The sequence below is a fragment of the Brucella pseudogrignonensis genome, from assembly GCF_002252525.1.
Lineage (GTDB): Bacteria > Pseudomonadota > Alphaproteobacteria > Rhizobiales > Rhizobiaceae > Brucella > Brucella pseudogrignonensis.
Genome location: NZ_NNRM01000017.1, coordinates 110,117 through 132,525, shown reverse-complemented (window position 1 = coordinate 132,525; position 22,409 = coordinate 110,117). Strand labels below are relative to the sequence as shown.

The window sequence follows — 22,409 nt, the reverse complement described above, 5'->3', positions numbered from 1 at the left end:
TTGTGAACAAATTACGCCTTATTCGCCTTCTGCAGCGAGAGACTTCACAAGATCAATGATTTTACGACGTACTTTAGGATCCGAAATCTTGGTAAATGCGCGCGTTAGCTGCACACCTTCGTTCGAATTGAGAAAATCAACGACGTAAGTCGCTTCATTGTCCTCGGCAAAGCCAGCGGGCGTTGTCGCACTGGAACCAGGCGCGTCTTCAAAAAAGAAAGAAACAGGAACGGTAAGGATAGAAGAAATAGCCTGAAGTCTGCTTGCACCGACGCGATTGGTGCCTTTTTCGTATTTCTGGATCTGCTGGAAAGTGATGCCGAGGCTTTCGCCTAATTTTTCCTGACTGAGACCCAGCATATTGCGGCGAAGGCGGATGCGGCTGCCAACATGCACGTCGATGGGGTTGGGTTTCTTTTTATTCTCAATCATACAGCTTTCACTCCTCGCAACTGCGAGCTTTCATTCATGTCCTGTTCATCTGAACAGCGATAAAATTCATTGTGGGAGGTAGTCTGACAGGTTTGCGCAAGAAACCGTCACCGCGTGACCATAACAGCTTAACAAAATTGTCGTGTCAATGAAAACGCCTGCCAATTGGCAGCCGCATGCACACGCATACGGCGAGTAAGGTTAACAGGATAGAAAGAGCCTGCTTACCACCGGGTGCATTGCCCCAAAATGGGACACGTTCTTCGGGAAGATGAGCATCTATGACGCCAACGGCGTCGAGTGGAAGTTGCTCTATGATTCGACCATAGGCATCGACGACTGCTGAAATACCATTATTTGCTGCACGCACCAACGGAAGGCCTTGTTCAACCGAACGCACCTGTGCCTGTCGGAAATGCTGGTAAGGTCCCGGCGTGTCGCCATACCAGGCATCATTGGTAACATTGACGATCGCAGTCACCTTGCGTCCAGTATAGGAAAGCTCGTCAGGGAAAATTGCTTCATAACAAATGAGCGGCAGGAAGGTCTGGCCTTCCATTACGTTGATGGCGTGGCGCGCCTTTGCGGCGGTAAAGCCGCCTGGCATCTCCACGATTTCCTGAAGACCTAAACTGCGCAAAATCTGCTCAAATGGCAAATATTCACCAAATGGAACAAGATGCACTTTGTCAGTGTAATCGATGATTTTTCCGTCGCCGTTGATCGTCAGGATCGAATTATAATAACGCGGGTCGCGGCGCGGCACGAGTTCTTCGCGCACGGCACCCGTCAGCAAAACCTGATCGTCACCGACCACATCGGCGATACGCGCGAGCGCCTCTGGTGTCGATGACAGAATATAGGGAACCGCAGTTTCCGGCCAGATCACGACATCCGGCCTTGGATTGCCGTTTTTTGGCGCCTGTTCGGTCATCGCAATGAATTTGTCGAAAATTGCGCGGCGCTCGTTGTTGTCCCACTTCAGGCTTTGCGAAATGGAAGGCTGCACAATGCGGATCGAAAGCGTTGTGCGGTCTGTGTCGAGTGCAGGCGCGTTTGACAGGACCCAGAAGCCGAAGCCGATATGAGCGGCCACAAGCAGTGCTGCCAGCCCCATGCCCGTCTTTGCCAGTTTCCCGCCGCTGAGTAGCGCCGGTGCAGAAAAAACAAGCGCTGCAAGCGCACTCATGCCAACAAGACCGATGATCTCGACCGATTGCATCATCATCGGTGTCGGCATCGCGGCATAGCCCAATGCATTCCACGGGAAACCTGTGAAAACAAAGGTTCGCAACCATTCGGTAAAGCCGAAGCCAAGTGCGACAGCGAAAATACGCCCCATACCATCGGACCAGAAAAGCCGCGCGATCATCGCAGCCAGTCCGTAAAAAATGGCAAGAAACGCCGGAAGGCCTAAAACGGCAAGTGGTATGGCCCAGGCAAACTGTCGCGCATCAACGAGAAGGGCCGACCCGATCCACCAGAGACCGGACACGAAATAGCCGAAGCCAAACCACCAGCCGATGAGGCCAACCGGGAAAAAGCGTTTGATCGGGCCTTTGTTCGCGTCGGGAACAGCACCATCCATCAGCCAGACAAGTAGAGGGAAGGCGATAAAGCCTGCGATGAAAACATCAAAGGGAGGCTGCGTCAGCGTCGCAATGGCGCCGCTGATAAAAGCAACCAATGCTCGACGCCAGCCGCTTAAAGACGCTAATTTCCCCGCAAGCCCCTTGATCATCAGGCCTCTTTGGACGCTTCCGTTGTTTCTGGCGTGCTATCGGAAACGCCTTCATCCGTCTTGGGTGTGGTTACGGCACGCAACTGTCGGCGACGATCAGCTTCTGAAAGAGGTACAATACGAACCCGCTTCACACGACGCGGGTCAACTTCCAGCACATGGAACTCATATCCCGGAATTGCCTGAACCACTTCGCCGCGTACCGGAATGCGTCCGAGAACAGAGAAGATAAGGCCGCCGACGGTGTCGACATCCTCGCCATGCTCGCCCACTTCAAAGGAAGGGCCGATCTTCTGAGTCAGCTCCTCAAGATCAGCACGAGCATCAACAACAAAAACGCCGTCTGCTTCTTCGGCGATCATGATTTCTTCGTCGTCATGCTCGTCTTCAATATCGCCGACAACCATTTCGACAATATCTTCCAGCGAAGCCAGACCGTCAGTGCCACCATATTCATCGATGACCAGCGCCATCTGGATATGGGTTGCCTGCATACGCGCCATCAGTCCGCTTGCCATCATCGATGGCGGTACGAACAAAACCTTACGCATCAGATTAAGTTCACCAATCGTCTTAGTAAGATCGATCCGGCCCATGTCAAACTTGGCAGCACTCGTCTCTGCAGTCTTGCGCGCGGTCGTTCGGCGGGTCGTCTTCTGACGGGCCTGCTTGGTGATATAATTAAGAACATCGCGGATATGGATCATGCCGCGCGGATCATCCAGCGTTTCGGCATAAACCGGCATACGCGAATGGCCCGAGCTTTCGAACAGTTCGAGCACTTCCCAAAGAGGCGTGGAGATTTCAACGGCCACGACATCAGCACGCGGAATCATCACGTCTTCGACGCGGATTTCACGCAGGCGCAGAATGTTATGAAGCATAGCCTTTTCTTCAGGCGAGAAAGCGGAATCCTGTTCGCTTTCGGTGCTTGAAAGCGCATCAGCCAAATCTTCACGCAAGGAAGATGACTGGCGCGAACGCATGAACGGGAAAATATTTGCCAGCAGGGAACGCTTTTCGCTCGATTGTGAGCGCTGCGTACTTTGCCCTTCGGCGTCTTGTGTGTCGCTTCGGCTATCGCCAGCGGTCGAGGAATTGTTTTGGTCAGCCATGATCAATCTGTTTCAACGTTTAAATCGGATACAGCATAAGGGTCAGGGATGGCAAGAGCATGAAGGATTTCGCGCTCACGGCGTTCCATCTCCTCGGCCTCCTCTTCCGTCTCGTGATCGTACCCCAAAAGATGCAAAAAGCCATGCACCACGAGATGGGAAAGATGGTTATCGAGTGGCTTGCCCTCTTCGAGAGCTTCGCGTTCCACCGTTTCCCGTGCGACGATAATATCGCCAAGCATCGGGCCAGGCTGCTCGCCAGCCTTTACAGGGTAAGCTGGGAAGGACAGCACGTTGGTCGGCTTGTCCTTGTTACGCCACTCGGCATTGATCTTCCGGATTGAAGCATCGTCTGTAAAAACCAGACTGAGTTCGCTCTCTGCAGGCTTCAACCGGAGATTATCCCAGGCCGCCTCAACGGAGCGTTTCACAAGCCCTTCAAGGACTGTTTCATCCGGCCAGTTGCCGGCTTCGATCATAATATCGATTTGGATCGCGTTGTCTGACACTTCTGTCGCGGCTTGCGATGAAACAGCCGCTCTATCCTTCCAGTTGTTAAAAGAGACGTCCGCCTGAAAGCGGACGTAATATTTTTAGATCGTCATTGTCTCACAGGAATGCAAGACTAATCTTCAATCATTCTGACCGTGCGTGCTTTTTTGCATCATTGTCGTAAGCGCCGACAATTGCAGCCACCAACGGATGGCGCACAACATCCTTCTCGGTAAAGCGCACCTTGACCACAGAATCCACACCTTCGAGAACTCGAAGCGCCTCAACGAGACCGGATTTCTGGCCGGGCGGAAGATCGATCTGGCTTGGATCGCCATTGACCATCATGCGCGAACCTTCACCAAGACGTGTCAGAAACATCTTCATCTGCATGGATGTCGTGTTCTGCGCTTCATCGAGAATGACGGCCGAATGCGCAAGCGTGCGGCCACGCATAAAGGCAAGCGGAGCGATTTCAATCACGCCAGCTGTAATAGCGCGTTCGACTTTTTCCGCAGGCATCATGTCGTAAAGCGCGTCATAAAGCGGGCGAAGGTAAGGATCGACCTTTTCCTTCATGTCGCCGGGCAGAAAGCCGAGACGCTCGCCTGCTTCAACAGCCGGACGAGACAGAATAATGCGCTCCACAAGACCGCGCTCAAGCAACATGGCAGCATGGGCAACCGCCAAGTAGGTTTTACCCGTACCCGCAGGACCAACGCCAAAAACCAGCTCCGAACGTTCCAAGGCACGCATATAAGCGTCTTGAACCGGCGTGCGGGCAAAGATCGTCTTCTTGCGGGTGGATATCTGCGCCGACGAAAGCTTGCCCTTGTTTTCAAGGGTTGGCAGTGTCAGCTGATCGTCGGCAGCAATCGCCATGCGAAGAGCACCATCAACATCTGACGGTCCAAGTTCATGGCCCTTTTGCAGAGTTTCATAGAGATTATCCAACGCACGCCGTGCCTGTTCGGTGGCGGTGGGTTCTCCACGAATCGAAAGCTGATTGCCCTTTGAACGCACATCGACACCGAGCTTCTCCTCGATACGCGCCAAGTTCTCATCGAACTGGCCGTAAAGCGCACTTGCAAGACGGTTATTGTCGAATGTGAGGACGATATGAGCCATATCGGAGGCCCCAGAAGCTGAACTTGTAACCGGGGTTATAGTCGGGCTGTTTTGCGTTTGAATGGTTGGCTTGGCAGGCTTTAACTTTTCCGTAGCGCTCAACCGCATCTCCCTAAGGTTCACGCATTGCAATCGCAGTACCGGCAGAATGTTCGGTACGAAACTCGAGACACCGCGACTACTGCCTGAATGACATCATGCGCTTAGACAAGCTTTTGCGCAATAAGACTATTGGTGCCAGTCCCCGTAATTTTTACGCGGATGATTTCACCGACCTGATCTTCATTGTCATCGATGATCGCAGGCAGAAGCCATGGCGAACGACCAACCATCTGACGGTCGAAACGGCCCTTCTTTTCCAGAAGTACATCCATTTCACGGCCAACGAGCGAATCCTGAAACGCATATTGCTGTTCATTCAACAGTATCTGAAGTCGTTGCAGGCGTTCATCCTTGACTGCTTCTTCCACATGGTCGGGAAGATCTGCCCCCGGTGTGCCGGGACGCGGCGAATATTTGAACGAATAAGCCTGCGCATAATGCACTTCACGCACCAGACGCATCGTATCTTCGAAATCCTGATCAGTTTCGCCGGGGAAGCCGACGATAAAATCACCCGATAGCGCCATATCCGGACGCACTTCACGGATACGCTCGACAAGGCGGATATATTCATCAGCCTTGTGACGACGGTTCATGGCTTTGAGAATGCGATCCGAACCCGCCTGAACCGGCAGATGCAGGTAAGGCATCAGCTGACGAAGATCGCGATGTGCTGTAATCAGCGTGTCGTCCATGTCACGCGGATGGCTGGTCGTATAACGAAGACGCGCCACACCGGGGATGCGTGCAAGGCGGAACAAAAGCTCACCAAGCCCCCATTCGCGACCATCATCACCTTCGCCATGCCATGCATTGACGTTCTGACCCAAAAGCGTGAGTTCGCGCACGCCGCTATCGGCAAGGCGTTCTGCTTCAGCAACAATCTGCGCAACACTGCGCGAGACTTCCGAACCACGCGTATAGGGCACTACGCAGAACGTACAGAACTTGTCGCAACCTTCCTGAACCGTCAGAAAAGCCGAGACACCACGCTTGCGGGTTTCTTCGCGCTTTGGTGCGGGCAGATGTTCGAACTTGTCTTCGATGGCATATTCGGTTTCGACAACTTTTTCGCCGCCACGCACGCGCGCAAGCGCATTCGGCAAACGATGATAGGTCTGAGGTCCGATCACCAGATCGACATTCGGCGCACGGCGCAGGATTTCCTGACCTTCAGCCTGTGCGACGCAACCGGCAACACCAATGGTCAATTCCTTGCCATTTGGTCCCCGTTTATCAGCCATCTTGCGCAGGCGACCCAGCGCTGAATAAAGCTTTTCCGATGCCTTTTCGCGAATATGGCAGGTGTTGAGCAGAACCAAATCGGCATCATCCGGCGTATCGGTCGTGACATAGCCTTCCTGTGCAAGGCTGTCGGCCATGCGCTGGCTGTCATAGACATTCATCTGGCAACCATAGGTCTTCACAAAGACCTTACGTGTGTTGCTGCCATCTGATGCTTTTTGAATATCGGTCATGTTTTCGCTCATGGCGGCTATCTAGCGTTTTTATCACAGCATTAAAAGGCGACAAACTTACGCTCTCAGAGCATTTCCTATTTAGAATGAACCATAGGGAATACTATATCTTTTTGTTTTTATCGCCTTATCCCGCGCAAATCGCTTCGGAATTTTGCTGGAAATGCTTTAATCTTCAGCGACTTCGCGCCCCAAAAGCGAGCTTTGCAACTGTGCCCTCACCCGGTTTTCCATGGTGCGGGCAAGCGCTTTGCGATCCGTATCGGCAGTTACCACAATCGGCTCACCGAAGCGCACTTCAACATCGATGGCACCTTCGCGCAGAATGCCCTTGAGATGTGGCATCAACTGAACATCACCCGGCCATGAGGCAATTGGGCGATGATAACGGCCCATCGCCATGCCATGCACACCAGTATAGGCAATTGCTACCGGCTGCACGATCACTTCCGGCACACCCGCTTCGCGGATTGCTGCATGGGCAGCACCAAAAAGTGCGGTTTTAAATGGCAATACACGATTGCCATCGGATGTCGTGCCTTCGGGAAACAGCACCATGGCATCGCCATCAGCCAGACGCCTGGCGATGTCGGATGTTTGTTCGCCTGTCTTGCCGCGCCGTTCGCGCTCAACGAAGACAGTGCGCTGCAGCACTGCAAAGAATCCAAATACCGGCCAGCTTTTAACTTCGGACTTGGCGATGAATGACACCTGCCCGGTCGCCGAAAGAACGACAATATCGCTCCATGATGTGTGATTGGCGACCAGCAGCAGCGGTCGGCCTTCCGGCATTTCTCCGACAATCGTGATCCGAAAGCCAAAAAGGCGCGCTACAATGCGATGAAAGAAATTCGGCAGGCGGCGTTTCCAGGTGTTTTTCAGTTTCAGAAACACATACTGCACGGGAATAAGCGACAGGCTGAGCGTCACCATCGCCGCAACAACCAGAATGATGCGGATCGCACCAATCATTGTGGCCTCACCAGATCGCGTCGCAAAATGAAAGCCGACGAGCGGCCATTGGCTGTTTCATAATAAGCAGGACGATCACCGACCTTGTTGAAACCCATGCGCCGATACAATGCGAGTGCCGCGACATTGTTTTCATCAACCTCCAGAAACAGCGTATCTGCGCGTTCCTGATAGAGATAACGCAGCACCGCATCCATCAGCGAGCGTCCAACACCCTGCTTGCGCACCTCATCAGAGACCGCAATCGTTAAAATTTCCGCTTCGCCTGCAACCAGTCGCGCCAGCACAAAGCCACATGCCTTGCCGGGCTTACCCTCAGGCCGCGCAACGAAGCCGAATACCGAATCCTGCGCAATCAGCGAACGGAAATCGTCCGAGCTCCAGCCATGATGAAAGGCCAACGCGTGAATACGTTGAATTTCGCCGCTGTCCTGCGCGCCAAGCGGCTCAATTGAAACAGGTCTGCGGCCAAAGCGTCCAAGCACAAAGCTCATCATGACGCTATTCCCCGCCTGCCTTGCGCGGCAGTGCAAAACCCGTCTGTGGCTTCACATCGGGACCACGCATGTAAAGCGGCTTAGGCGCCTCACCCGGCTCGTGTAAGGCCGCAAGCTTTGCATAAGTGCCTATGCGAGCTGTCGGCTCAACGCGCGCAACACTGAAAGAACCTGCAAGAGTTTCATTGAGAGCAGCGGCAGCCGAACCCGCCAGAATCGTCTCGGAAGATTGCTGCTGAATAAGCGCCAGCGCTTCCTCACGCGCCAACACCATTGGGCCAGTTATGGCCACCGCGTCAGCACCAAAAGCCTGCGCGTAAATCTCGCCACGATGCGCTTCAAGCAAAACCAGAACCGGATGGCCCGGATGGCTTATCGCAATTTCAGACGCAAGTGCATCAAACGCGCCCACGCCAAGAGCCGGACGATCAAGTGCAAGTGCAAAACCGCGTGCGGCCGACACCCCGATCCGCACGCCGGTAAAAGAACCGGGACCGACATTGACCGCCACACGATCAAGTTTGGCCATAGCAATTCCGGATTGCGTCATTGCCTGCTCGATATAGTCCATCAGGACTTCGGCATGTCCCTTGCCGATATTCTCACTTATTTCAGCAAGAACCGTATCTGTGCCGGAATCATAGACTGCGGCAGCACACCAGGAAGAGGCGGTATCGAGGGCGAGTATCTTCATGTGCCATCGGGTAAATCAGAAATCGTCCTGCTACAAGCAAAACACATAAAACCGGCTAAATTTGCTGCTGTTTTCAGGAACAAAACTTTGTGCTGAACGTTTTGATGCTGGATGCGGGGCGGATAACATTTACCGTATCCCGAGACCGGCCTTTCATTGAGATCTGGCGAGACCGGTTTTTTGTAGAGAAACAAATTTGTTTTTCATCGGTGATATCCCAATCACCGAAAACAAGCCGGATCGCGCAAAGGATATGAGGATAAAATGTCCAAGAAGTCGATGCATGCAACCCGCAACGATCTTCCCTCCAATACAAAGACCACGATGATCGCGCTGCTGAATGAAAATCTGGCCGCGACCATCGACCTCGCCCTCATCACCAAGCAGGCTCACTGGAACCTCAAGGGACCGCAATTCATCGCCGTACATGAATTGCTCGACACGTTCCGCACTGACCTCGACGAGCATGTCGATACCATCGCCGAACGCGCCGTACAGCTTGGCGGAACCGCCTATGGTACGACACAGGTCGTCGCAAAAGACTCCAAGCTTGAAGCCTATCCGACCGACATTTACGCTGTTCATGATCATCTGGCAGCGCTGATCGAACGCTATGGCGATGTTGCAAATCTCGTACGCCAGTCGATCAAAGATGCAGATGAAGCAGGTGACGACACCACGGCGGATATTTTCACCGCCGCCTCGCGCAGCCTCGACAAGTCGCTGTGGTTCCTAGAAGCCCACGTTCAGGAAAAGAACTGATTTTGGTGCTCTAAGATTACAAAAAAGGCCGGGAAATTCCCGGCCTTTTTTGTATCAGTTGGCCCATTCGCCGCCACGCATGACAGGCTCTCTGCTGCCATCAGCGTTGATACCGTCGACGTCGATCTTGTCAGAACCGATCATCCAGTCGATGTGAATGAGGCTTGAATTACCACCCTGTGCTGCAATCTGTTCAGGTGTAAGCTTTGCACCATCGATAAAGCATTTCGAATAACACTGGCCGAGCGCGATGTGGCTCGCAGCATTTTCATCGAATAGCGTGTTGTAGAACAGAAGCCCGCTCTGCGAAATTGGCGAGGAGTGCGGAACCAGCGCCACTTCGCCCAGACGACGTGCGCCTTCGTCCGTATCCAGTACCTTGTTGAGAACCTCTTCGCCACGGCTTGCCTTGGCTTCGACAATGCGTCCGCCTTCAAAGCGCACGGAAATATTGTCGATCAGTGTGCCCTGATGCGACAGCGGCTTGGTGCTCGATACATGTCCCTCGACGCGCAGCGCATGTGGCGTGGTGAAGACTTCTTCGGTCGGGATATTCGGGTTGCAGGTTATGCCGTTCTTGGCCGTCGATGCACCGCCATGCCATTCATGGCCATCGGCAAGACCAACCGTCAGGTCTGTGCCCGGTCCCTTAAAATGCAGCGCGCTGTATGCCTTGCCGTTGAGGAAACGCGTGCGGGTGCGCAATGCTGCATTGTGCGCGGCCCATGCACCGACCGGATCGTCCACATCAACGCGGGAAGCAGCAAATATAGCATCGGCCAGCTTGCGGGTCGCAACGTCTTCTGCGTCATCTGGGAACATCAGCTTCGCCCATTCCGGGTTCGGATAGGAAACGATATTCCAGTTGATGTCGAAACCTGCGATTTTTTCGAGCGCTGGCTGATAGGCCTTGGAGTTGGCGCGATTGGCGCGCGAAACCTTTGACGCATCCTGCGAAGACAACAGCATCGGATTATCAGCGGCGATGGCGAGACGTGCTGCACCATTGGCATAGGCCTTGGCCATGCCTTCATAAAGCCAGCCAGCCGCACGATCAAAGCTCTCATCCGATGCATTTTCATAACGCGCCAGCGCAATTGCATCATCGGAGAAGAATGGCGTTACAACGCCCGCACCAGCCTTATAGGCGTGTTTCGCGATCAAACGCACCAGCGGCAGCGCAACGACAGGTGCGGTGATGACAAGGTCCTGACCTTCGCGTAATTGCAGCCCGACGCGCACGGCGACTTCGGCCAGACGTTCGAGTTTTACCGGATCGATGACGGGAGCGTTATTGTCATGTGCCATATGGCTGCAAGCCTCGTGTTTGAAAGAATCAGCGGCAGTTTAGAGCGCTTTTCAATCTGATTGCACCAGATAAGCGCCCCAATCTCTTTTTGGCGCACATCGTGTCTGAAAACTGCGCCGCACTTTTTAGGATGCGCTGGGCAAGATGACTTAATTTCACCACGCTTTTTCTCGCCACTGCGCTATATTTAGATCGCGGTCGATAGAAACTTTTACTCAATGAGAGCAACGGCTATGAAGAAAAGCGTGCTTATTATCCTTGGTCTGGCGGGCTTGGTTGCAGGCTGTCAAACTATGACACCCGAACAGCGCCGCGCAGCAGACGAACAGACCTGCCGCAGCTATGGTTTCAAACAAAAATCCGATGCGTTTTCCAACTGCCTGTTGCAGCTTGATCTTGACCGCCGTGCGGATCGTCGTGCCTGGCAGAACAGACCTGATTTCTATGATATGCCCATGGTTATCTATCAGCCTGTTTATCGACCCGTACCAGTACAGGCTAAGTAATAGAAAAGCGCCCTTTCGGGCGCTTTTTTATGTCCTTAAGTCAGCTTTTAAAGCGGCGATTCCGGTCGTTCCTGCGACAGAAGCATCGCGCCGATTGCATCGACATGCTTCTTATCGGCGGTATAGCCAAGAGATACATTTTCCGCAGCAGGAGCCGTTTCATCGAATGTCGGCTGATAGCTTGCCACCTGTGTCATAACCGGCTTTTCCGCTGGTTTGACAGGCAGAGCAGCCAAACGATCACCACGAGCCTGTGGGCCGACGCCGCCATTCTGCTGGGTTTCCGTCGTCTTCGCTGCTTCAGCCAATGCAACCCGCACTGTTGGCTGTGCCTGCGGAACAGTCGCATCCTGCTGATCGGTTACGTTGTAGAACGGACCTTCAGGCATGGATGGTGCCTGTGGAGTAGAAGCATAGGCCAGATTGTACGGGGTCTGTGGAACCGGATTTTCCAGTTCGCCATCGCGACCACGCTTTTCGTAGAAGGAGTTTCCGCCAGCAACCAGCACGTAATGCATGTTGCGGTAAGGGAACTTCAAGCCAGCCGTGTGGAAGAACATCGAGTTCTTCAGCGATGGATGACGTTTGCCCTTAAGAACAGCATCCGCGGTTGCCTGAACGTCAGGCATAGCCTTTGAATTCATCTTGCGTGTCAGTACACCTGGCGCAAACTGGTTCTTCTGACCAACAACGCCGCAGATCGTATCCGGATAGCTACCCGAAGCCAGGCGGTTCATCACGACCGTACCAACGGCCATCAGACCATCGGGGCTTGAACGGTTGGATTCGAAGAACATCGCACGTTCGAGGCATTCGCGGTCTTTGGCGGTGTATGTGAAAGTCTTGACGCCATTGACTGTCTTGACGTGGCTAGCCGCCACCGTCTTTTCGGTTTTGGTCTTGGTCGTGCCACTGGTCGTCGTGCAACCCGTCACCAAAAATGGCGCAACCAGTAGCCCGAAAATAGCGGGCAATTTCCATTTCGAAGCGCGCGTCAACGGCTCAGTCTCATAGTTAGGACCCTTAACTGATCCAACCTGGCCTCCGCCCCGCAAAAGGCGTTTGAAACCTGGCTGTGGTGCCACCGCATAAAACTATGCAGCAGATTTGAACTAACAGAGCAGCCTTTGCACATCCTTCTAAGATGCCCGGCGCTCCAGCCAAATAGAACGAAAATCATAAAATAAACGTTCTGCTGTCACTCTTTGCATTCAAGGTTTTAGAATTTTTAGGCCAAAAAAAGGCGAATGGTCAAATTCCAAAAGTCACGACACCTCCAAAACAGAGGCAGATTGAACCCGAATCCAGAGCTTAATTTTCCCCACAAACCCCTTAAATTTATTAACAAATCCTTAACGTGATTTAGCAAATCTTATAAGTTATTGATTTAACGCGATTCAATTTGCTGAAATACAGGCCACATCACTGCCTTATTTCGCCGATGTTTCAAGATTTTACGCAAGCGTCTTTTTAAGCTTTTTCGATGCTGCTTTTGACCTCGATTTCGCCGGCTCTTCAACTTTGTCACGATCATTGTAACATCGTGTGATACTGGCCGTTTTGGCACGTTGTGGATATTGAATTCCGAATCGGAAGGTCGGAACTGAGTCGCAATGCTCTTGCCCACTATGCAAAACGGCCCGTCGCATTTTCAGCAACGAGCCGCTTGTATGGGGTTCTGCAAATCGAGATTTGGTTATCCGAATGAGTATCCAGCACCGCGTACCGTGCGGATAGGATCAAGCGCGCGACCAACATTAATCGCCTTGCGAAGACGTCCGACATGCACGTCGACTGTTCTATCATCGACATAAATGTCTGGCCCCCAGACACCATCGAGCAGCTGACTACGCGAAAAGACACGGCCCGGCGACATCATGAAATATTCGAGCAGGCGGAATTCTGTCGGTCCGAGACGGACTTCCTTTTCCTTGCGATAGACGCGATGCTGCTGGCGGTCGAGAACAAGATCGCCGACTTTCAGCACATGCGACAGCACACTCGGATTGGCGCGACGGAGCATGGCTTTGACACGAGCCAGCAATTCCGGTGTCGAAAAAGGTTTGACGACATAATCATCGGCACCCACACTCAGGCCACGAACGCGTTCGCTTTCTTCACCGCGTGCGGTCAACATGATGATCGGCAGACGCTCTGTTTCCGGCCACTGGCGCAGACGGCGGCACAGCTCGATCCCGGAAACACCAGGGAGCATCCAGTCCAGAATAAGAAGATCCGGCACATTTTCACGAAGTGCGATTTCGGCTTCATCGCCGCGCAGCATCGCATCAACCTGATACCCCTCGGCTTCGAGATTATAACGCAGGAGTACACTCAGGGCTTCTTCGTCTTCAACCACAGCAATCTTGGGTGCCTGTGACATCCAGTATTTCCTATCCAAAATTTAGAGCGCCAGTGATCCGACTAAATTGGATCATGCTCTAAGCACTTGTTTTTATCGCATATACTTCCCAAAATCGCTTCGCACTTTTTGGGATGCGCTTGAGGCAGCGGAAGATACAAGCCCCCGATCGACCGCGTGCCGTCGCGTTTTTCATATTCATGCAGGCATCTGGACCGCACGAATGCGGTGCCAGATGTTCTTAGGATTTACGCGCCTCGTCCACGACGATACCGTGGCTCAGGTCTTCTTTTGGGCGCTCCGCAGGCATTTGCAGACCGGTCACGATGTAATAGACCGTCTCAGCAATGTTGGTTGCGTGATCGCCAATGCGCTCGATGTTCTTTGCGCAAAACAGAAGATGCGTGCAGGCGGAAATGTTGCGCGGATCTTCCATCATGTAGGTCAACAACTCGCGGAACAGCGAAGTGTACATCGAGTCAATTTCGTCATCGCGGTCGCGAACGACGTTGATCTGCTGTACCGAGCGCGTTGCATAGGCATCGAGCACGTCCTTGAGCTGGGTGAGAGCCAGCTCAGCCAAGGTTTCAAGGCCGCGATAGAGCTTGACCGGCTGGCGCGATTCCGAAACCGCAGCAACGCGCTTGGCAATATTTTTGCCAAGATCGCCAACGCGCTCCAGATCGGCAGAGATGCGGATCGAGCCGATGATTTCACGCAGATCGACAGCCATTGGCTGGCGCTTGGCGATAATCATTACGGCCTTATCATCAATCTCGCGCTCGCTTGCATCGAGGATGAGATCGTCGGAGATAACACGCTGGGCAAGTGCATTGTCGGCATTGACAATCGCTGCAACGGACTGCTCGACCATGCGCTCTGCATGACCGCCCATCTCGGCGATCTTATGCGTGAGGAACTGCAGTTCTTCGTCGTAAGCGCTAACAGTATGCTGAGACGCCATAATAGACCTCAATGTAAATTGCGGGGAAGCCAAACAGCTTTGTTCTCAAACCAGCCGCCGCTCCCGTTCCAATTAATTAGCCAAAGCGACCGGTGATGTAGTCCTGCGTGCGCTTTTCGGTCGGTGCCGTGAACATCACGTCCGTATCACCCACTTCCACCAGATTGCCCAGATGGAACATGGCAGTACGCTGCGAAACGCGTGCGGCCTGCTGCATGGAGTGTGTAACGATGACGATGGTGTAGTTCTGGCGCAGTTCGTCGATCAGCTCTTCAACCTTGGCGGTCGCGATCGGATCGAGTGCCGAGCAGGGCTCATCCATCAGGATCACTTCAGGGCTGACGGCAATAGCGCGCGCGATGCACAGACGCTGCTGCTGACCACCGGAAAGACCGGTGCCGGCATCATGCAGACGATCCTTAACCTCTTCAAAGAGGCTGGCCTTCTGCAAGCTGGTGACAACGATTTCTTCGAGATCGGTCTTGTTGCGGGCAAGGCCGTGAATACGTGGGCCATAGGCGACGTTTTCAAAGATCGACTTCGGAAACGGATTTGGCTTCTGGAACACCATGCCAACGCGAGCGCGCAATTCAACAACGTCGATCTTCGGATCGTAGATGTCTTCGTTGTCGAGCGTGATCTTGCCCGCGATGCGGCAACCTTCGATGGTGTCGTTCATGCGGTTAAGCGAACGCAGGAAGGTAGACTTGCCGCAACCCGAAGGACCGATCAGCGCTGTGACCATCTTTTCCGGAACTTCCAGATCGACTTCGAACAGAGCCTGCTTCTCGCCATAAAACACGCAGACCTTGTCACCGCGCATCTTAACGGAGGGGGCGTTGGTGTTCATCTTTTCTCCTACGGCTTTTTCGAGAGATCGTTCAGTCATGAGATTCATCATTTCTCTCCCGTTTACCAGCGGCGCTCAAAGCGGCGGCGCAGAATAATTGCTGCAATATTCATTACTGCCAGGAACAGGAGCAGGACAATAATAGCGCCTGATGTCCGTTCTACAAAGGCACGCTCGGCTTCATTGGCCCACATGAAAATCTGCACAGGCAGAGCCGTTGCAGGGTCCATCGGGGTTGTCGGCATATTGGCAACGAAGGCCACCATACCGATCAGCAGCAGCGGTGCAGTTTCACCAAGAGCCTGAGCCAGACCGATAATCGTTCCGGTCAGAATACCAGGTGCCGCAAGCGGCAGCACATGATGGAAAACCATCTGCGTCTTCGAAGCACCGAGCCCCAGAGCCGCCGCACGGATCGATGGTGGTACAGCGCGAAGTGCCGAACGTGTTGCGATGATGATGGTTGGCAACGTCATCAATGTCAGCACCAGACCACCAACAATGGAGGCTGAACGCGGCAGGTTGAAGAAGTTGATGAAGACTGCAAGACCCAGCAGACCGAACACAATCGATGGCACAGCAGCCAGATTGTTGATGTTGACTTCGATCAGATCGGTAAGGCGGTTCTTCTTCGCAAATTCCTCAAGATAGATCGAAGCAGCGACACCGATGGGCAGTGCAAGAACCAACACAATCAGCATCATGTAGAAGGAACCGACCAGCGCGACACCCAGACCAGAGGTTTCAGGACGGCTGGACGCACCATTGGTGAACAGACCCCAGTTGAAGGCCTCGCTCATCATGCCTTCACCAGTCAGCGTCTTCATCCAGGCGACCTGGCGGTCAGAAACCTTACGGTTTGCCTCGGCAACCGACAGATCGATCTGGCCCTTATAAGCAGAGTCGATATCAGCAGCAGCAAGAACCGGAACCGTCTGCGTAGTCCCGATAAGCGATGGATTATCCATCACCATCTGGCGAAGCTGAACGCGAACACCGTCAGAGAAGAAACGGCCAACCTCACGCAATTGCGCGCGATCTGTCGATGCCACACCCAGTTTCTCAGCCAGCGCGTTGCGGACCAGAAGCGGGTAGTTTGCGGTAATCAGCACATTCGGATCGGTCGCGCGCTTGTTGCCCGGATCAATAACCTGCTCGTCAAGCTTGACCGGCAGATAGATCGTCGTCTGTCCGAACGCCGTGTAGCCCTTCGAGAAAACCGAGAACAGAAGCGCGCAAAGGAAGAACACACCAATCGCAATGGCAACGATGCCATAGAGGCGGAAGCGCCGTTCAGCAGCGTAGCGACGCTTGATTCCGATATCGCGGCGCTGGGGTGTTGCCACGGCATTCCCAGCAGCATTGAAAGTTGAATCGGTCATTATTCGTACTGCTCCCGGTACTTGCGAACGATGTAGAGCGCAAAGATGTTCATGATCAGCGTCAGGACGAAAAGAGTGATACCCAGCGCAAAGGCAACAAGCGTCTGCGGCGAGTCGAATTCAAGGTCGCCGGTCAGCTGGTTGACGATCTTGACCGTAATGGTGGTCATAGCTTCAAACGGATTGGCCGTAAGACGCGCTGCAACACCGGCTGCGAGAACCACGATCATCGTTTCACCGATTGCACGCGATGCTGTCATCAGAAGAGCACCGACGATGCCCGGAAGTGCAGCGGGAAGAACAACACGCTTGATCGTTTCCGAACGCGTTGCACCAAGACCGAGCGAACCGTCACGCAGCGAGCGCGGAACCGATGTGATGATGTCATCAGACAGCGACGACACGAACGGGATGAGCATCACACCCATGACGAGACCTGCCGTCAGCACGCTCTGCGCCATGATGAAACCCTGACCGCCTGCAATGGCAGCCGAGAGATCACGCAGGAACGGGCCTACCGTAATCAACGCGAAGAAGCCGTAAACGATGGTCGGGATACCAGCCAGAAGTTCAAGCAGCGGCTTAACAACGGTACGGACTCTCGGCGACGCATATTCGGCCATGTAGATCGCGGAGAACAGACCGACGGGCACTGCAAACAGCATGGCCACGAAAGCAATGTAGAGCGTACCGGCCAGAAGCGGGATAAGACCAAACTGACCGACTTCACCACCAGAACCTGCAGCTGCAAAGCGTGGGTCCCAAACCGTACCGAAGAAGAAATCCATCGGAGCGATAGACTGAAAGAAAGTAACCGTCTGGAACAGAACGGAGAAAACAATGCCGATGGTCGTCAGGATCGCGATACCGGAGGAGGCAACGAGCCCCCACAGCACGATGCGCTCGACATTATTACGGGCGCGCGTACGGCGTTTGATCCCCGACAGACCGAAAACGAGGCCTGCTATGGCAATCACCAGCGCAATAACGCTGCCGACCGTGTGAGAAATCTTGTTGGCGTGCTCAAGGAAGAGAGCGATCGGGACCATATAGTCCTGACCTTCAGTAGCAAGTGCTAAGCCCTTTGAGCCGAGAACTTCGCGCGCATCCTTATAGGTCTGCGGGAAGCTTTCGATTTCGGCGGGTGTCAGCTTTACGATACCATCGGCAAGGCTGCGGATCATACCGAGCTGCAAGCTGCGCTCTGAATAGGAGCCATCCTCAACAGCCTCAGGCATACGGGCAGTTGCCGTATGATCAAGATAAACCGACGTACCGACCGCCCAAACCGCGAGAAACAGAATTGCGGGCAGAGCCGAAACGAGGAAAACCCACCAGCCATGATAATGCGGGCGGGAATGCATTTTCTCTACCCCTGCGCCTGATCCGGCTGCAGGTTGCGCCTTATTGAGTGCAACGGCGCGTTGACGGCCAATGAAAAAGCCGATCAGTCCGATTGCAACAATACTGACGAGAACCAGAAAGAAGGACATTCAATTTCCCCGGTTGCCCCAAAACTAAGACAAATGCTGTGAACCAGCACAACAATGTCCATGCGAATGCGCTCGTCCTAAACGACATGCGCAAAAGAAGAAGAATGTGGGGAGAGGTTCTCCCCACATTCCACAGATCAAAGCTTACTTAGCTTCCATTACCTTGCCTTCAGTGAAGGCAGTACGCTGAGCTTCACGCTCTGCATCTGGCGCTGGAACCAGACCGTATTCAGCGAGCGGGCCTTCTGGACCAACCATCTGTTCGGACAGGAAGAAGTCAACATATTCCTTCAGGCCTGGGATAACGCCCAGGTGAGCCTTCTTCACGTAGAAGAACAGTGGGCGCGAAACTGGATATTCGCCCGAAGCAACAGTTTCAGCCGATGGCTTGACGCCGCTGACGGTTGCAACCTTCAGCTTGTCAGCGTTGTTTTCGAAGAAGTAGAGACCGAAAACGCCAACGCCCTGCTTGTTGGAGTCGATGCGAGCCAGCGTTTCGCTGTAATCGCCATCGATGTCGACAGCCTTACCGTCCTTACGAACAGCGATACAGGCAGCAGCCGAAGCCTTGTCGTCGAGGCCAGTCTTCTTGATTTCGTCAAGAGCGCCCGATTCCTTGCAGCCGTCAGCAAGAAGCTTTTCTTCAAAAACTTCACGGGTGCCGTGCTTTTCGCCAGGAATATAAGCGGTGATGTCCCAATCTGGCAGGTCTGCATTGACCTGATTCCACTTGGTGTTTGGATTGTCTACGAGCTTGCCATCTACGACGAGCTTGGCAGCAAGTGCCTTGTAAACATCAACTGGAGCGAGCTTCCAGTCTGGGCCGTTTGCGTCGGTTGCGAAGACGATGCCGTCATAACCGAAACGAACTTCCTGAACTTCCTTGACGCCAGCGTCGATGCAGGACTTGAGTTCGGTGCCCTTCATGGCGCGCGATGCATTGGCGATATCGATGGTGTTTTCACCGACGCCCTTACAGAATTCCTTGATGCCTGCGCCAGAGCCGCCCGATTCAATGACCGGCGTCTTGAAGTTAGGATAGGTTTCGCCAAAGGTTTCAGCAACGATCTTGGCATAAGGCAGAACGGTCGAGGAACCGGAAACCTGAATCTGATCGCGCGCATTCGCAGCGGAAACCGACAATACTGCAGCAATTGCGAGCGCTGCGGTCGAGGAAATCATCTTGTTCATGAGCACCAGCCCCTGTTGTAAAAGACACATGACGTGAAAGCGTCACCAGCCGTCTACGCGCTCTATATAACAGTCATATGACAGTAGTGTAACAGCTTTGTATCAATCGCCTTTGCCCGCGGTTTTGTGGGGTTTTCCACGCGGGCCTGCTGCTTCACATTTTAAAACATGACAATCGTGCAGCAGTCGCCTCAATGCCTGCGACATCGACATTGGCGAAAGCAAAGCGCAGGAAAGCATCCTGACTTTCACCAAAGAAGCTGCCGGGCAAGGTAATGATGCCAGTCGTTTTGGCAAGCCTCTCGGCAACCGCGACAGAAGACGAACCCTCATAAGGATGCCGCACAAAAGCGAAATAGGCACCCACCGCCTCAACATGCCAACCGACGACATTACTCATCGAGACACGTAAAGCCTCTGCCCGTCGTGCAATCTCCTTGCGATTGTCATCACGCCAGGACTGTAACGGCTCGATAGCCCGACTGACCGCAATCTGTGGCGCGCGGGTTGCACAGATCTGCAGATTGTCCATGGCCTTGGCGACATTCGCCACCATGTCAGCACCCGCTACGATTGCGCCTAGCCTGTGACCGGGAATGCAGAAGGATTTCGAGAAGCTATAAAGCTGGATCAAATGTGACGGCCAATCGGCTTCTTTAAAGAGATCATGGGGAGCCTGATCAGCGTCACTGAGAAAATCGCGATAGGTTTCATCCAACAGGAGCCATGTTCCATTGTCACGGCAGGCCGCATAGATTTGCGCCAGTAGCTGCGGCGGATAAATTGCACCGGTTGGATTGTTGGGAGAAACCAACACCAGCGCACGCACGCCTTTATGCAATGCGGCCCGCACATCTTCTATATCCGGCACGAAGCCATTTTCGGCTCGGCAAAGCATCGTTTCCGAGCGAATTCCCAGCATTTCCAACGATGACTGGTGATTGAAATAGAATGGATCGGTGGCGAGAACCGTATCTCCGCTTTGAGCAACGCACATGATTGCCGCAATGAACGCCTGATTGCAGCCCGACGTTATATGAATATTGCCAGCCTTGATCTCCGCTCCATAAAGATTGCCGACATGCCGGGCATAGGCTTCCCGCAGAACGGTTTCTCCCTCAATCGGACCATAGCCCGCGTAAGCGACCGAGCTTGCAGCTTCGCCAAGAAAGCGCAGCATATCAGGATGCGGTGGGTAACCGGGTACGGCTTGCGACAGATCGACCAGAGGTCCATGCGCGCCATCATATTGACGCGCCCATGCCTGAACAGCTGGGATGGGTGGCGCAGAGAGCTTATCGATAAGCGGATTGATGATGGGCAAAGGCATCAGAAACTCCCCCTTCTGATATTGTCGCTATTCGCTCGGGCGCGACAGGACATAAGCCGCAGAACCAAGCATAAAAACCGTAACTGAAACGGCAAGCAAGGGGCCAGGCTGTGCGCCCCACCAGAACATGCCGTAGCCAAATGTCATGCCAAGACATGCATAGAGCTTTGCCCTTGGTGGAATGGCTCCACGATCACGCCATTTGATGATCATCGGGCCAAAACGCGGATCGGCCAGCAGACGCGCCTCGAATTTCGGTGACGAACGCGCAAAAAACCATGCCGCAAGGATGATGAAAATGGTGGTTGGCATCACCGGCAGAATGGCACCAATGATGCCAAGTGCCAGCATGAGAAAGCCAAGGCATAGATAGACCACGCGCTTGCCAGCCGAGACGGCGGGGCGCGCGGTGTCCTGATCGTCCTTTTGCGAATTATCCTGCATCATATTCCATTCTGAAGCTGAGCGCTTATAGCAGGATTTTGGCTTTTGAATGCATCTGGCCAGCGGTCAAAACTGTGTCATCGCGCCGGATTTCAACAAAAGTTACAGATGTTGCGGTAAACTTTACCGGCCAGACAACACCCATTGGTTGTATTTTGCCCATAAAAGGCCAGATTTTGTCATCTTGCGGTGATGGATCGAAAACTAGGAATACAAATAAAAATTGTATTGCCGCGGCTAAATACCCCTCTCAGCCAAAGCAGCTTTTCTTGAGTCCGGCGCTTGAAAACATGGCTCTGCGAAGCAGGCGGTCGAATCTTAACGAATCGTAAGCGATTTTACAGAAACAACGCGATTAAATTCAAAATATTCCTGAGTTTTTCTTGAATCATCAAATAAACAACGCATAGTATAGGATCATTTTCCGCACAATCTTCTGAATCAATTACCTCATAATACTCTCAATAATATCACGCCATCGCCACATTTAGATTCCAGTTCCCGTCGGCCTTTCTCAGTCAAGACTGTGAAGGCACTTCGAAACGACTCTTGGAATCAGTATGAACTTCAAAATCCGTATGGCTATGCTCGCCGTTGCGACCACAGGTCTTTTCTCGATCACCGCAATGGAAGCTCAGGCTGCGCGCTGTGGCGGTGCTTCCTGGTATGCACTCACCTCCCGCACGGCATCGGGCGAACGCATGAACCCAGCTGGTCTGACCGCGGCTCACAAAACACTGCCGCTTGGCACCAAGGTAAAAGTGACCAACCAGAGAAACGGCAAGTCGCTTGTCGTCCGTATCAATGATCGCGGTCCGTTCATTAAGGGGCGCGTTCTCGATCTTTCCAAGGGAGCGGCTCAGCGCCTTGGTTTTGTGGGCGCCGGACACACAAACGTCTGTTTCACACCACTTTAGAAATCACATGAGGATGGCTGTCCTTCTCCAGCCCCTATTTAAAAGCTGTTCCATTTCGGCGAAAGATTTCGCATAAGCCTATATTTTATATAAGTAATTTCCTAACCGCCGCCTTCCAAGCGGCGGTTTTTTGCATCCATAAATACAATTTATAGATGTGTTTTCAGATACATACCCGCGTTAACCATTAATTAAGATGTTGGGCGAAGACGCCACAGTCTCAATTGACTCAGACCATGTTTCATATT

The 22,409-nt window shown here is 53.2% G+C and carries 22 protein-coding genes; 3 read left to right on the top strand and 19 right to left on the bottom strand.

The window, feature by feature from the left end; all coding sequences use genetic code 11:
* Positions 1-18: 18 nt before the first annotated feature.
* The 9 genes from CEV34_RS07255 to tsaB all read right to left on the bottom strand — a co-directional run bounded on the left by CEV34_RS07255 (position 19) and on the right by tsaB (position 8,651).
* Complete coding sequence (locus CEV34_RS07255; RefSeq protein ID WP_007872815.1) at positions 19-432, bottom strand: helix-turn-helix domain-containing protein; 414 nt, start codon at positions 430-432, stop codon at positions 19-21.
* Positions 433-577: 145 nt separating this feature from the next.
* Positions 578-2,173, bottom strand: a complete 1,596-nt coding sequence (gene lnt, locus CEV34_RS07250) for an apolipoprotein N-acyltransferase (protein ID WP_007872813.1) — start codon at positions 2,171-2,173, stop codon at positions 578-580.
* Positions 2,173-3,288, bottom strand: a complete 1,116-nt coding sequence (locus CEV34_RS07245; protein ID WP_007872811.1) for a hemolysin family protein — start codon at positions 3,286-3,288, stop codon at positions 2,173-2,175. The genes lnt and CEV34_RS07245 overlap by 1 nt, the downstream gene beginning before the upstream one ends.
* A 2-nt stretch (positions 3,289-3,290) precedes the next feature.
* Positions 3,291-3,797, bottom strand: coding sequence for an rRNA maturation RNase YbeY (ybeY, locus tag CEV34_RS07240; RefSeq protein ID WP_039859414.1), 507 nt, complete (start codon positions 3,795-3,797; stop codon positions 3,291-3,293).
* A 127-nt stretch (positions 3,798-3,924) separates the two neighbouring features.
* Entirely contained in the window at positions 3,925-5,010 is a 1,086-nt protein-coding gene (locus tag CEV34_RS07235; RefSeq protein WP_179253473.1) for a PhoH family protein, read from the bottom strand.
* A 101-nt stretch (positions 5,011-5,111) separates the two neighbouring features.
* Positions 5,112-6,500, bottom strand: a complete 1,389-nt coding sequence (gene miaB, locus CEV34_RS07230) for a tRNA (N6-isopentenyl adenosine(37)-C2)-methylthiotransferase MiaB (protein WP_007872802.1) — start codon at positions 6,498-6,500, stop codon at positions 5,112-5,114.
* 156 nt (positions 6,501-6,656) lie between these two features.
* On the bottom strand, positions 6,657-7,460 hold the full coding sequence (gene olsA, locus CEV34_RS07225) for a lyso-ornithine lipid O-acyltransferase (RefSeq protein WP_007872799.1): 804 nt from the start codon (positions 7,458-7,460) through the stop codon (positions 6,657-6,659).
* Positions 7,457-7,957 (bottom strand): ribosomal protein S18-alanine N-acetyltransferase, encoded by a 501-nt coding sequence (rimI, locus tag CEV34_RS07220; RefSeq protein WP_007872797.1) that lies wholly within the window; start codon positions 7,955-7,957, stop codon positions 7,457-7,459. The genes olsA and rimI overlap by 4 nt, the downstream gene beginning before the upstream one ends.
* Before the next feature lie 4 nt (positions 7,958-7,961).
* Entirely contained in the window at positions 7,962-8,651 is a 690-nt protein-coding gene (gene tsaB / locus CEV34_RS07215; RefSeq protein ID WP_007872795.1) for a tRNA (adenosine(37)-N6)-threonylcarbamoyltransferase complex dimerization subunit type 1 TsaB, read from the bottom strand.
* A 264-nt stretch (positions 8,652-8,915) separates the two neighbouring features.
* On the opposite strand from tsaB, the gene dps reads away from it, so the two are divergent.
* Positions 8,916-9,413, top strand: a complete 498-nt coding sequence (gene dps / locus CEV34_RS07210; protein ID WP_007872793.1) for a DNA starvation/stationary phase protection protein Dps — start codon at positions 8,916-8,918, stop codon at positions 9,411-9,413.
* A gap of 54 nt (positions 9,414-9,467) precedes the next feature.
* Here dps and CEV34_RS07205 read toward each other — a convergent pair whose 3' ends face one another.
* Positions 9,468-10,721: an aminopeptidase gene (locus CEV34_RS07205; protein ID WP_007872790.1), complete on the bottom strand. Its 1,254-nt coding sequence runs from the start codon at positions 10,719-10,721 to the stop codon at positions 9,468-9,470.
* 234 nt (positions 10,722-10,955) lie between these two features.
* Between CEV34_RS07205 and CEV34_RS07200 the strand changes: the two genes are divergently transcribed.
* Complete coding sequence (locus CEV34_RS07200) at positions 10,956-11,228, top strand: hypothetical protein (RefSeq protein WP_007872787.1); 273 nt, start codon at positions 10,956-10,958, stop codon at positions 11,226-11,228.
* A gap of 47 nt (positions 11,229-11,275) precedes the next feature.
* On the opposite strand, the gene CEV34_RS07195 is transcribed toward CEV34_RS07200, so the two are convergent.
* From CEV34_RS07195 to CEV34_RS07155, 9 genes are all read right to left on the bottom strand, one after another.
* Positions 11,276-12,226 carry a cell wall hydrolase gene (locus CEV34_RS07195; RefSeq protein WP_007872784.1) on the bottom strand — a complete coding sequence of 317 codons (951 nt, stop codon included), beginning with the start codon at positions 12,224-12,226 and terminating at the stop codon, positions 11,276-11,278.
* Positions 12,227-12,924: 698 nt separating this feature from the next.
* A complete protein-coding gene (gene phoB, locus CEV34_RS07190) occupies positions 12,925-13,611 on the bottom strand; it encodes a phosphate regulon transcriptional regulator PhoB (protein ID WP_064322291.1) in 687 nt (228 codons plus the stop codon).
* Between the two features lie 220 nt (positions 13,612-13,831).
* Complete coding sequence (phoU, locus tag CEV34_RS07185) at positions 13,832-14,554, bottom strand: phosphate signaling complex protein PhoU (RefSeq protein WP_007872775.1); 723 nt, start codon at positions 14,552-14,554, stop codon at positions 13,832-13,834.
* Positions 14,555-14,630: 76 nt separating this feature from the next.
* On the bottom strand, positions 14,631-15,404 hold the full coding sequence (gene pstB, locus CEV34_RS07180; RefSeq protein ID WP_231193899.1) for a phosphate ABC transporter ATP-binding protein PstB: 774 nt from the start codon (positions 15,402-15,404) through the stop codon (positions 14,631-14,633).
* A 62-nt stretch (positions 15,405-15,466) separates the two neighbouring features.
* On the bottom strand, positions 15,467-16,786 hold the full coding sequence (gene pstA, locus CEV34_RS07175) for a phosphate ABC transporter permease PstA (protein ID WP_007872773.1): 1,320 nt from the start codon (positions 16,784-16,786) through the stop codon (positions 15,467-15,469).
* Positions 16,786-18,279 carry a phosphate ABC transporter permease subunit PstC gene (gene pstC / locus CEV34_RS07170; RefSeq protein WP_094543489.1) on the bottom strand — a complete coding sequence of 498 codons (1,494 nt, stop codon included), beginning with the start codon at positions 18,277-18,279 and terminating at the stop codon, positions 16,786-16,788. Before pstC ends, pstA begins: the two co-directional genes overlap by 1 nt.
* Positions 18,280-18,423: 144 nt before the next feature.
* Positions 18,424-19,470: a PstS family phosphate ABC transporter substrate-binding protein gene (locus CEV34_RS07165; RefSeq protein WP_064322288.1), complete on the bottom strand. Its 1,047-nt coding sequence runs from the start codon at positions 19,468-19,470 to the stop codon at positions 18,424-18,426.
* A 154-nt stretch (positions 19,471-19,624) separates the two neighbouring features.
* A complete protein-coding gene (locus CEV34_RS07160) occupies positions 19,625-20,794 on the bottom strand; it encodes an aminotransferase (RefSeq protein ID WP_039859407.1) in 1,170 nt (389 codons plus the stop codon).
* Positions 20,795-20,827: 33 nt separating this feature from the next.
* Positions 20,828-21,244, bottom strand: a complete 417-nt coding sequence (locus CEV34_RS07155) for a YbaN family protein (protein WP_039859404.1) — start codon at positions 21,242-21,244, stop codon at positions 20,828-20,830.
* A gap of 560 nt (positions 21,245-21,804) precedes the next feature.
* Here CEV34_RS07155 and CEV34_RS07150 point away from each other — a divergent pair.
* A complete protein-coding gene (locus CEV34_RS07150) occupies positions 21,805-22,161 on the top strand; it encodes a septal ring lytic transglycosylase RlpA family protein (RefSeq protein WP_007872763.1) in 357 nt (118 codons plus the stop codon).
* The last annotated feature ends 248 nt before the right edge of the window (positions 22,162-22,409 follow it).